Raw genomic sequence first — 13,127 nt, 5'->3', positions numbered from 1 at the left:
GCGATTATTTCTCTAATTTCCATTTGTAAAGATGGAAATTGAATGGAATTAAGAGTAAAAAATAAAGCTCATTTTTTATGTTTTTTTGTGACTTTTGTATCAAGTTTTTGTGCTGTTCAACTAGCATATGGAAATAAGGTTTATGCAGATGTCGCATCAGGAATAGTTCCTTATAAGTTTACTCCTTGTGGAGGTTTTCTGCAACCCAATTGTGATCCATCCATACTGAATCTAGCAAACGCTGCCGGAGATCCGGATGAGTTTGCTGAGCTGATTGCCAGCCCAGGCACACTAGTTGGATTAGGGGCGTATAGATCTAAAATTGAATTACGATTTGATTCTTCACTTCCGGCAAATACAACTACCTATATCAGGATTGGGACTGAAGAAAGCTTGTTAGAATCCTTATTGGGAGGAAGCTTGGGTGATTTGGTTTCCACGGTATTGGGAGCTGTATTATTAGGAGAGCAAGAAATTATTGTGGAAGCTCGAAATGAATCTGCTTCCATAGAATTAAGATCCAGCTTGGATGGATTTGATTCAGGAAGGGTAAGGTTGGTGATGGATAGTTCTGGGGCATACTTTATTGCTATAACACCTGCTTCTGCTTATGATCGGATTCACATTACTAATCAGTCTAATTCAATCGCTGGTCTTGGAAAGGAGTACTCTTTGGAAGTTTATCACGCGTTTTATTTTGAACAGAACCCTTGTGGGTATTCTGCTGAGTTTACCAGCTTCGACGGTGCTGGACTTACCTTAGACGCATTATCACTTAATGCTCAAATTGATGGTTTGAATCTGGCTATAGATGAGGAATTAGAAAACACCTATTCGGAAATATCCTTGGGTGTGGTTGGATTGGCGGGATCAATGGAGCAAATGATTTACTTTAATAACCCAGTTCAACCTGGAAATGAGGTTTTAGTGAGTATGGGTACTGGTAAATCCCTATTGGATCTAGGGTTGTTGGATTATGTAGAACTGGTTATTTATTCCTCAGGAGTGGAAATAGAGACTATCTCGGCTTCTTCCTTACTGGACTTGGATCTATTAGGTTTATTGGGAGAGGATGAGTTTTTTAAGTTACCGTTGACATCAGATTTGCCCATAGATAAAATTGGGATAAGGATGTCATCTTTGGTAGGCTTAGGAGTGCTTGAGGGAAGTCTTAAGATAAGCGGTGTTACAGTGTCCCCAGTCCGACCTGCAGTTGTTAATGTGCCGGAGGAAGGATCATTTGTCATTTGTCAAGGAAATACAGTTACAGTGACTCCAATAAATGAAGCTGGAGGAGACTTGAATTGGTATATCTTGGATTCTGGCACTGAACAAATGCTTGGAACTGCTTCCTCATATACTACAGCTTCGGATCTTGAGCCTGGAGAATATGAATTTTTAGTGCGGTCAACCGTTGGACTTTGTGCTACTGAAAGTGAACCCGCTAACTTTAAAGTCAAAGTAAATCCTATTCCGGATCCTGCCAATATCCAGATCCTTCCATCAGGCTATGTGGAGGTGGATGAAAATGGTAAATACATCTATGTAGAAGGTGAGAATCCTGTGACCCTTGAACCCAGTCATATAGACATGGAACAACAAGGGGAATTTAAATGGTATCTGGATGAGACCATGATGGTGGAAATCCAGGATGGCGATAAAATTAGTGACATTACCTATGACCTGGATGGAGCTATTATCACGATGACTGGGCTCAAATTCAGGGATGAACTAGATCCGTACAAGTTTTACCTTAATTATGTCCCTGAGGAGGGTTGTGCTATGGAAGTGCCCATGGAAATTGATTTAAGTGCTATTGCCAGGATTTTGCATATTTCTCTCTTAGAATTTTCAGGAAGGGAATCGAATAAGAGGACTTTTGAGCTAAACTGGAAATTTGCAGGGCTGACTGAACAAGATATCGTCAAAGTGGAAAGATCCGGACCAAGTCTTCGGTTTGAAGAGTTGGTGAATTTCACTGACATGGATGGAATTGAGGCATCATTTTATGACACCCATCCGCATCCGGGTAACAATTATTATAGACTTCAAATTGTTGATGCGGAGGGTAGAATTAAATTTTCCTCCCAATTATTACGATTTGAACTGACTTCTTTAGGAGTAAAGACCTTTGGTGTATTTCCCAATACCTTTGAAAATCACATTGACATAAGAAAGGAAAGTCAGGATGACCTTAAGGCAAATATTGCACTTTACTCGGGAGACGGAAGTGCATTAAAACTAGTAGATTTTGAATTCACGGATCTTAAATCTGATTTTAGGATTACAGATCTTGATGGATTACCTGCAGGTAATTATGTTCTTCGGGTTTATTTCAACGGCAAGAATGAGACACATCATCTAATCAAACAGTAAGGAATGATTTTTAAAGGCTTGGAAAAGTGTATAGTGTGTTCCTGTTGTATGATTTTGTTATAAAAGTGTAGTATTTTGTTAGAATTAGGGAATATTATTTATAAGTGTTGTGTCTTAGAATAAATTAATTTGTGTTTTGCTATCATTAAAATGCGTTTTAATAATAATGCTTAAGGTGGATTGAATAGTCAGTATAAAATGAAGGTGGTTTAAGATTTTCAATTATTATATTTGACTTATCATGATTTAATAACAAATTTTTAATTCTACCTATGAGGACAGAGCTGATTTTAGTCGATGATGATCCGATTTCCTTGCTTATATCCAAGCATTTGATTGAGAAGGTTATGCCAAATCAAGATGTTTTAAGAATAAAGACTTTTGATGTAGCTGTTGATTGCTTGTCATATTTATCACATATGAAAGATGGCCAAAATGTGAGGATAGGAGATTTCAAGATTTTATTAGACATAAATATGCCGGAAATCGATGGATGGAGGTTTTTGGGTCTGTTGGATAAAATCGATCCGGAGAAACTGATCAAAGTTGTAATCCATTCCTCTTCTAAAAACCCAAAGGACATGGAGTTCGCTTTTTCTTATTCCCGTGTGGTCAATTATATACCAAAACCTATGGATAATGCTAAGGTATTACAGCTAAAAAATGACATGAATGTGAACGATAATCACCAGAATAATATGTTTAATTTAAACCGATAATTATAATTTTTGAGGTGAATTACATTGTCTATTTAACTGTTTTTAGTATTATTTGTAATCTGGCTGTTATTGGTTTACTGCTTTTAAAAGGTCTAAAAGTAAAATTTGAGCAAAAATTACTAATCTTTAATTTGGTACTCTTAATTTGGCAAATAGGGGAATTGCTATTACGAATTCCAGCATCTTTAGAATTTATATATAAGTTTGATCTTTATGCATCCTCTTGTTATTTATTTATTGGCTATTTTCTACTAGAAGTGGTTTATGAATCAAAGTTGATAGTTCTCAATAGAATGTATTTAATTAGGGTTTTGATTTTTGCTGTTAGTTTATTTTTTCTGATCTCGTATCTATCATTTCCTGAGCCAAGGTTATTTGTGACTTCCGAATATTTTGGTCTGGTCCAAGGATTTAGAGCTGGGTCTCTGGACATTTATTCAAGAGTATGGATTGGCATCTGTGTTATGATTGCGCTTGCAATAATAGCTCGGTCTTTATATGCTGAGGTCGTGAATTTTAATAAAATAAGGTTGTTTTTTATTGCTCTCTTAGTTCCATCTATTTACGGTTTAGTATTTCAGATTATTTTTCCTATATACCTAGGCTATGAAGTTCCTGGAGCCACTGTTTTACTTTCTGTTTTTTCTATTGTTTCTTTAATTGTATTCAAAGACAATTTTATATTTTACAATTATTCTGATGAGAGTGTCTATGGGTTGTTCAATAAGGTTAATTCCATCATGTTTGTCTATGATGGAAATGGTATTATCCATTTTTCCAATAACTTGTTTTCTGAATATTTTCAAAATTGTAGTTCTATTTTTGACTTAAAAGAAGGGGCTGTATTCCTTGAGAAGGTGTCAGGATTTGGTTCAGATAAAGAATTGAGTAGCGGTAGTGGGCGAACTAAGGAAGTTTTGATTACTGAAGAGCAAATTGGATCTGAACGATTTCAATACATGTGCTACCCAATTTATAATGAGTCAAAAATTGAGGGTGGAATGGTAATTGGTGTCAATGTCACAAAGTATTACCAGATTAGAAATTCCATTCTTAATTCATTTGACAATTTTAAAAGGATCAATGCTGTTCCAAACTCATTCTTTATAGAAATCAATTCAAAGGAAAAGCAGGTGATATTGAACGATAGAATTTTAAGTAAATTTACTGTTTTTCAAAGTAGGAGTTACGGCTACTTTCAATTTTTCCTTCTTTTAAGAAAGTATGTAGAATCTGATCAATTATTAGAATTATTCACCTTTTTTAAAGGAAACTCTGGAAATTTATTAGAAAATCGATCAAAGAAGTTAATTCTTGAGGTAAATAATTTCAAATTCTTTTATGTTTTTGAGATTTCCTTTAAGAAAATGGATTTTCAATTGATGCCATACAGTGATTACATATATTTGACAGATATTACTGAATCTAAGATCAGTAAAATTGCCAATGAATGGTCTGATAAAAGTACTTCTTGGATTATTAGTCATATTTTTAGAAAACCAATAGCCAACATTCTTGGGTTAATGAATTTAATTCAAAATGAAAAGCATATCTATGATTCTAGACTGTCCAATCGTGAGATTTTTACTTTAATTGATTCAGAAGTAAATGAACTAGATGATAAAATGAAAGTATATTTAAATAATAGCTTAAAAAATTGCGATTAGTATTTAGCTGGATAATTTTTGTTAACCCTAATTTCTTTTGGAATTAGCAAGGGCTAGTTCTATACTTGTAATGAGTGCATCGTAAGTGAATGGTTTCGTTACTATTCCTTCAGGTGCTAGGTGTTGGATTTTTTGTATGACATCCTTACCTGAGTAGGATGTGATGAAAACGATTGGTATTTTTATTTTATCCCTAATTTCTTCTGCTAGTTCTATTCCATTTTTTATGCCCTTTAGCTTGATGTCAATTAAAATTAGATCTGGTTTCTTTGTACTGATTACCTCCATGGCTTTTTCCGCACTAGTTAAAATATCTAATACTTCATAATCAAATACTTCAAAAATTTCTTTTAGGTTTTCTGCCAGAGTCTTGCTGTCTTCAATTAGTAGAATTTTTGTTCTCATTTACCTCTGTTTATTTTTCTGTAAAGGTAGTATTTTAATGGTTTGATATATTGTTTTTCTCGAAATTTCGAACGTTTTTACTCGATTTTTTTACTTTGAAATATCTGATGTTTCCTTAAAATATCCTTAGAGGTTTTATTGTTTATTATAATGACAGAATACACCATTTATATGACAAAAATACTCCGATTAGTTACAGATGAATTTTTAAGATATATCATGACGAATTTATAAGGTATTTTTGTCTTAGAGGTTGTTGTTACCTAGTATATATAGTCAACATGCGTGGGTTTTCACGTGCTTTTTATAGTATGTGGGGTCTCGATAGATGGAAGATAAGCCTAGGTGTAAGGGGATGATACACGCCTTAAGAGTGGATTGTATTCGGTATTTACTCCATTTTGATTTGGTGTGTTGTGATTTTTGTTTAGTCAATTTTGATCATAATGATATGATGATGAATAGTTTATTTTATTCAAGTTTTAGAAGTTTAAGTTGTGTTTTTCTAATGCTTGTTTTGGTGGGGCTCAGTCCTGGATCCTTTGGTCAATCAAAGAATTTTGCCACGTGGACACCTAGTTCAGGGGTTATTACAACTGGCACATTAGGTAATGGTGGGGCAGGTGTTTCAGATGTAGCTGACGCAGCGAACAATTCTGATTCAGATTTCGCCACTATAACCTCTTCCAGTATTTCTATAATTGCTGGAGGAAATGCCTGGTTACAAGTTAAATTTCCTACGGACAGACTACCTGGTACTACTACTTTTGTTAAGATTGATCTGCCTAATGCTTCTGGACTTAACCTGCTGGATCTTTTAGGCTTAGTAAATGAAAATATTTCTGCTTCAATTTATTCAGGGGCAGGCAATTCTTCCAGTGATGTAGGTTCAGAGCTTAGTATTACAATAGACTCCCGTTTGGTTGTAGATTCAAATGGGGATTATTATTTGGCGGTTACTCCAGAGAGTACCATTGCTTACAATTCAGTTAGGATATTATTGGAATATCCCGGAAGTCTTCTGGGTCTTGGATCCTTTAATTTGAATGTCTATAATGCCTTTACCTTAGTTGATCCTACTTGTGCTGAAGCTGAGTTTGCTGATCTTGGGCAAACTTCTGGCATTAATATTAGTCTGCTGGGAAGTGATCTAGTTACCAATCCTGAAAATGCGATTGATGGTGATTTAAGCACTTATTCTTCTGTAAGCTATGGAGGTTTGATAAATGTTTCCGCCGCTTCTTCAGTTTTTCAGGACTTTTATTTCAATGGTCTATGGGCTCCAGAAGATTACTTCAAAGTCACTTTTGCCATCGATGGAGGTCTTGTTGATTTAAACCTTCTGGGTGACTACGAGGTGAGGGCTTATGATGGGGATGATTTGGTGTATGCAAACAAACTAACCTCCGGCATTATTGGAAATCTTGAACTTGTAGGCTTAATCCAATCCGGTGATCCGGTAACTCTCGCCTTTGGCCCAGGCATTTCGTTTGATAGGGTAAGTGTAGGATTAAATTCTACCGTCGATCTAGGGGTAGCTAGTTCACCACTTCGGATTCATGAAGTTGCTCGTTATGGGGAAGCTTGTCCAGATCCTGATCCCTTACCGACTCCGGGTGCTACCGATCCAATGCTTAGCAATAGTGATTGTGAAGCAACACTTATCGATTTTGAAAACGCCAATTTCCCTTTCAATGCAGTAGATGGGAATAATGATACGTTTACCACACTGCAGGCAGGTTCAGGGACTCTTTTGGGGATAGGAGCATTTGATGGTCAGATCCAACTTGGCTTTGATCAAAGAAGTGCTGGTACTACATCTTATATACGTATTGATTTTGATGAGGAGGCTCTTCTGGGCTTACTCGATGGTTCATTAGGGGATGTGTTAAACGGCGTAGGTGGGTCTCTTCTGGGAGGCAATAAACTATTCCGAGTAGAAGCCTTAAATGGCGCTTCATCTGTGCTTTCTGCTTCAACGGATAATGGATTTTTTAATCAGCCCGTTCGTATCGTTCAGGACAAAAACAACCACTACTATATCGCCTTAACTCCAACGGCTGCCTACAATAGTGTCAGAGTTACTCTTGAATATCCAGGAGTGATAGGTGGAGCTTCAGCTACCAGCATGAACGTGTATCATGTCTGTACTTCTACAGGTTTTGAAGAATGTGAGCAGGCATTTTCTACTTTCTCTGAATCAGCGGGTATCAGTTTGGATTTAGTTGGGCTAGGTGCGGCCGGTGTTACAGACGCTGGTTTTGCTATTGATGGAGACCCTGCGACAGCTTCTGAGATCAGTTTGGGAGCTGCAGGAATTGGTTCCAGTATTTATCAGTTTGTGGACTTCCATTCCTTATCAGCTCCAGAAGACCATTTTAGAGTCAAACTGGCTTTGGAAGGCGGGAATGCGTTGACTGCAGAAGTTTTGGGTAGTATTGTAATCAAAGCTTTCGATGGAGACACTGAAGTGTATTCCCAAGATCTAAGGGATGGATTGATTTCGGGGCTTGATTTATTGGGCTTATTGCAAAACGGAGAGACAATCAACCTTCCTTTCGGACCTGGTCTGGCATTTGACCGTGTGGCCGTGGGTATAGAATCCTTGGTAAGCGCAAATGTGATCCAAAATCCTGTAAGTGTATTTAGTATAGAGCGCTTTAGTGATGCCTGTCCGGATCCTGAGTTACCAGAACCACCACAAACTGAGCCTCCTTTCAATACTTCCGATTGTGCGGTAGAAGTGGTGGATTGGGCAAATGCCAATTTCCCTCTAAATGCTGTGGATGGAAACAACGATTCCTATGCGATACTATCGGCAAGCGCAGGAACAGCATTGGAACTAGGAGCTTACAGTAGCCATATCGAATTGAAATATGCTGCACCTGTGGCCGCTGGAGAAACTTCTTATGTTAGAATTGAATTTGAAGATGATGAGTTGAATGCGCTTTTAGGGGGTAGTTTAGGTTCTGATTTGGCGGATTTATTGGGCACTGTAGCACTTGGTGATCACTACTTTACCGTAACTCCGAAAACCGCAGGAGGCTCGGATATTTACACAGCGAGCAGCGCTACAGGTTTTGGCAATCAGGACGTACGAGTGGTACAGGATGAGTCAGGTAGATTCTACATTGCCTTTACCGCAGATCAAGCTTATCAGTCCGTTCGGATTGACCATCATCTGGATGCTTTAATAGGCGGAAATAATACAGCTACCATGCATGTATTCAGCATGTGTAGAGAGACAGAATTTGACCTGTGCGAGCAGGCAACATTTACCGATTTTGATGGTGATGGAATCGCACTTGATCTGTTGGATATTACCCAAGGTGGCGTATTCAATCCGCAAAATGCAATAGATGGAAACTCTTCTAATTACTCTACCATAAATCTAGGTGTGGCAGGAATTGGAGCTTCAGTTTACCAGAATATTTATTTCAAAACCAAGTCACAAGCAACAGATGCACTTCGAATCCGGGTTCAACTGGATGAGCCGGGTATATTGAATTTGGACCTTGCAGGTTCTTATCGAGTAATCCTATATGATGGCAATGAGGAAGTGTACAATGAATCACTTCAGGATGCTTTAATCAATAACTTGGATTTACTGGGATTACTTAATTCAGGGGGAATTCAAGAGTTGATGATCGAACCGGGAGTGGTTTATGACCGGGTGAGTTTTGGTTTAGAATCTGCCGTTGCGATCAACACCAGTGCTCCAATCAGATTGTATGGAATTAGCAGGATTTCCGATGGGTGTCCGGATCCGGATGTAGAAGAACCGCCATATTTGAGCCCGGTTTGTGCGGAAGAACTGATTGATGCTTCTTTTGCTGATAACCTTGCCAATCTTTTTGACGGAAACTTCAACAGTTTCGCTACCATAAATTCCAGTGCAGGTTTACTAGGAACAGGAGTTGGCGCATTTTCTGGGCACGTGACCTTGGGATATGGAGACGGGGTAGTTGTCCCTGCAGGTACCACATCTTATATGAGAATTGACACCGATCCGGCATTACTTGATGCGCTTTTGGGCGGCAGCGTTGGAGGAGTATTGAGTGATTTGTTGAATACCATCGTTCTTGGGGATCACTATTTCACAGTAGCTGCAAATGATGCCGGGGGTAACCCGATATTCACAGCAAGCAGTGACAATAGTTTTGCTGGCTTTAATGATCAGGTTAAAATTGTTCAGGATGAACTGGGCAGGTATTACCTGGCGATCACTCCTGATTCAGATTACAACAGTATCACCGTTACGGATCATACTGATGCACTTTTGCTAGGTCAGGATAACAGCATTAATATCTATGGCCTATGTTACGAAACAGGTGCTGAAGCTTGTGCCACAGGATTTACTACATCTTTTGATGGATCTGGAATTGCTACTCTTGATGCTGGGGCTATCGGCGGATACGGTGTGACCAACGCAGAGCGGGCACTTGATAATAACAACAACGACGATTATTCTGAAATAAGCCTAGGGGCTCTGGCAGTAGATGCTTCTATCCAACAAAACATCCAGTTCAGACAGACAATTCCTGAAGAAGGTTCATTCAAAATCAAACTGGGGGTAGGTACAGGGACAGTTGATGCAGGAGTATTCGGAAGAATAGATGTGCTAGGATACTTAGATGGGGAAGAGGTTTACGAAGAGACCTTGGATAATGCTGTGCTGGGGAATGTGAATCTGGTAGATCTTTTTAACAACGGAGCAAATGAAGAAATCCGAGTTTCTTTAGGTGTGGACGTTGACGAAGTTGCCATTCGCTACAGATCATTAGTATCGGTATCAGTGAATCCAACGATAAGATTGTATTACATTTTGCAGGATTGTGAAACCCCTGATTTCCAAAGCTGGAAGAGCTACATCATTGATGGGGACCCAATGTTGACTTCCGTATCGGGTGGCGAAACAGTACAATACACCATACATGTAAGAAATACCGGAACAGTACCGATGACAGATTACCTAATCACGGATGCTATTCCTGCTCACACTACGTATGTAGATGGAAGCGGTGGAGTAAATAATTCCGGTGTCATCACTTTTGAAAACATTGACATCGCCGCCGGAGCCACCGAGACGGTAAGTTTCAGTGTGTTGGTTGAGGGGAATCTGACAGATGTAGAATTTATATCCAATGTGGCTTTGGTTAAATCACTTCCTGAAGATCCTGGAACTGAGACTTTCCCGCCTTTGGATAATGAAAACCCTACAGATCCTGACGAGAGCGGTGATACGGGGACCGATATTCCTGTAGATCCTATTTTCTCTGCAGAAATCTGGAAAGCCGTCTCAGTGGATGGAGATGCTTCCCTGACCTCGGTCAGCGGCGGTGAGACGTTGGTTTATACCATTTACCTAAGAAATACAGGTAATCAGAACCTGACTGATGTGACGATAACAGACGCTCTTCCTGCAGGAATTACTTATGTTTCAGGAGGAACCCTAAATGGAAATGATGTCAGCTTCAACCTTGCAGGTTTGGCAGTAGGAGCGACCACTACTGTGGGCTCATTTACTGTAACTGTGGAAGCAGATCTTACAGGAATAGATGAAATCAGGAATATTGCCATAGCAAGTTCTGCAGATTTGACTACTCCGATTGAATCCTATCCGGCAGTGGATAATACCAATCCTACCGAGCCGGATACTGCAGCTGACCCAGGCACTGTAACCGACGTTGAGCCGGTACATTCCATTGAGTTTGACAAAATCGGGTTAAGCAACAATGCAGAAAGCGATGGTAAAGCAATTGTAGGAGATATTATTTCTTACACCTTGACTGTAACCAACACTGGAAATAAAACACTTACTGATATTTCAGTAGTCGATCAGCTTCCGGCCAATACAACGCTGGTAGATAACGGGGGAGGTACCGCAGGTGCAGGTACCCTGACTTTTGATATTGCTACTTTGGCAGTTGGTGCGATGCAGGAATTTACATTCACCGTTCAAGTGGATGCTGTAACTGGCTCTGATCCAATTGTGAATAATGCAGAGGCATTCTATACTGATGCAGCAGGAGGAAATGCTTCCGAAACAGCTCAGCATTCTATGCCTACGGATTGTATGACAATTGATGCTGGTGATATTACGCTGACAGCTGACCAAAGTGCAATCTGTGAAGGAGAGACTACCATACTGCATGCAAGCTTGAACGGAATCAGTACTCCTGATCCTGAATTCAGATGGTATCTGGATGCCAGCCTAACTGGACCTTATTACTCAGGAGCTGATTATGAAGTCAGCCCGACTGCTTCCACCACCTATTATGTGTCCGTGGTAGCAGAAGGTTATTGCTTCAGTACTCCTGCAGCTACTACTTCTATCACTGTCAATGAACTTCCTGATGTTCCTTCAACAAGTTCGGATATAACGATTTCGGAAGGATTTGGTACTGTGCTTACAGCTTCAATTGACCCAATGCCAGCAGATGTTGAAATTGTCTGGTATTCTGAAGGCGGAGCAGAATTGGCTACAGGTAGTTTATACAATACCGGTGTTTTAACAGCAGGAGTATATACCTATTATGCCGGTACAAGAAATATCAATACAGGCTGCTTGTCTATTGATACTACAGCTGTTACAGTAACTGTAGAGCCAGTGACCACTGATGCAGATTGTACCATCGCAAATGCCCAGAATAACGGGACATACTTCCTGTGTTTACTTTGTTCAGTAGAAAACCCTGGTAATGCTGTCGATGGTAATATCGACTCATACTCAAGATTTGTGGCACCGGTTGCGGTTACTGGAGGTGTATATCAGGAATTGATTTTTAACCAAACTGGCACAGCTGGAGATACCATTGTAGTTACTTTAGGAACCGGTGGATCATTGCTTGACCTAGGCGTTTTAAGCGGACTTTCTTTCGAGTCCTACAATGGATTTTCTGCGAATGGAGATGGAGGAATAGTTGATAATAACTTGATTAGTTTATCCCTTCTTGGAGGAGACAGTAAAGGGCAAATTCGATTTGTTGCCGGTGGGGCATTTGACCGGGTAAGAATTGAATACAGACCATTGCTTGGGGCTTTGGAAAGTGGCTGGAGAATTTATCAGGCAGAAATTAATTATCCTGCTCCGACAGCTATCACAGATGATGCGGAAGTATGTGTGGGAGAAACAGTCACCTTGGATGCTACTCCATCAGCAGGCACCAGCCTGAGATGGTATGATGCTGAGACAGGTGGAACCCTACTTGCAAGCGGCAACAGCTATACTACCCCTGCGCTGGATGTGCCAGGCATAGTGACTTATTACATAGCGGTCTTGAGAGACGGTTGTGAGGATCCGGTGAGAATCCCTGTTGATGTGACCGTGAATCCTGGCGCAATGGCTTCTGACATCGATGCCATGGGCGGCACGATCTGCGAAGGTGAGAGCTTCACGCTTTCTGCGAGTAGCAGCACGGTAACCAATCCTGTATTCCGATTCTTTGAGGATGAAGATCTGACGATGGAGATAACCAACCTGACTGTAAGCCCAGGTTCTACCACAACTTACTATGTGACTGTAAGCGGTGACGGAGTCTGTGAAAATGCTCCGGGCGATGCGGCTGAGGTAGTGGTGACTGTGAATCCGAATGCGGTAGATGCAGATATTAATATCAACGATACGGTAACCCAATGTGAAGGAGAGGACGTGGTTCTTGCACCTACTACCAGCATTGCCAACCCAATCTTTACCTGGTACTTTGATGCTGGCAAGACCAATCCTATACCTGATGATGAAGTATTTGGAATTCCATTTAATCTGGGTTCCGATGGGACATTGATTATTTCCGGTCTTCCAGCCGGATCTATTAACGAGTATTTTGTAACCGTAAGCGGAGATGGTGTTTGCGAAAATGAGGTTGCTAAATCTGTAAGCGTAACGATCACCAACAGTCTTGACGCACCTGAGTTTGTAGCCGAAGAGCTTGAAGTCTGCGGTACTACAGCGGATGTGACT

General features: G+C 40.0%; 5 protein-coding genes. 4 read left to right on the top strand and 1 reads right to left on the bottom strand.

The features are described from left to right. The first annotated feature begins 42 nt into the window (after nucleotides 1-42). The 3 genes from BM386_RS09120 to BM386_RS09110 all read left to right on the top strand — a co-directional run bounded on the left by BM386_RS09120 (nucleotide 43) and on the right by BM386_RS09110 (nucleotide 4,762). Entirely contained in the window at nucleotides 43-2,376 is a 2,334-nt protein-coding gene (locus BM386_RS09120; RefSeq protein WP_091692934.1) for a T9SS type A sorting domain-containing protein, read from the top strand. Nucleotides 2,377-2,648: 272 nt separating this feature from the next. Then, nucleotides 2,649-3,095 (top strand): response regulator, encoded by a 447-nt coding sequence (locus tag BM386_RS09115; RefSeq protein WP_091692932.1) that lies wholly within the window; start codon nucleotides 2,649-2,651, stop codon nucleotides 3,093-3,095. Nucleotides 3,096-3,109: 14 nt separating this feature from the next. Next, nucleotides 3,110-4,762 (top strand): hypothetical protein, encoded by a 1,653-nt coding sequence (locus BM386_RS09110; protein WP_091692931.1) that lies wholly within the window; start codon nucleotides 3,110-3,112, stop codon nucleotides 4,760-4,762. A gap of 27 nt (nucleotides 4,763-4,789) precedes the next feature. On the opposite strand, the gene BM386_RS09105 is transcribed toward BM386_RS09110, so the two are convergent. Next, nucleotides 4,790-5,167, bottom strand: coding sequence for a response regulator (locus BM386_RS09105; protein WP_091692929.1), 378 nt, complete (start codon nucleotides 5,165-5,167; stop codon nucleotides 4,790-4,792). Nucleotides 5,168-5,675: 508 nt separating this feature from the next. Between BM386_RS09105 and BM386_RS09100 the strand changes: the two genes are divergently transcribed. Further along, on the top strand, nucleotides 5,676-13,127 hold a 7,452-nt coding region (locus BM386_RS09100; RefSeq protein WP_091692927.1), incomplete at its 3' end, for an Ig-like domain-containing protein.

This window comes from Algoriphagus locisalis, assembly GCF_900116615.1.
Classification (GTDB): Bacteria; Bacteroidota; Bacteroidia; order Cytophagales; family Cyclobacteriaceae; genus Algoriphagus; species Algoriphagus locisalis.
This window is presented reverse-complemented; position numbering and strand designations above follow the sequence as displayed.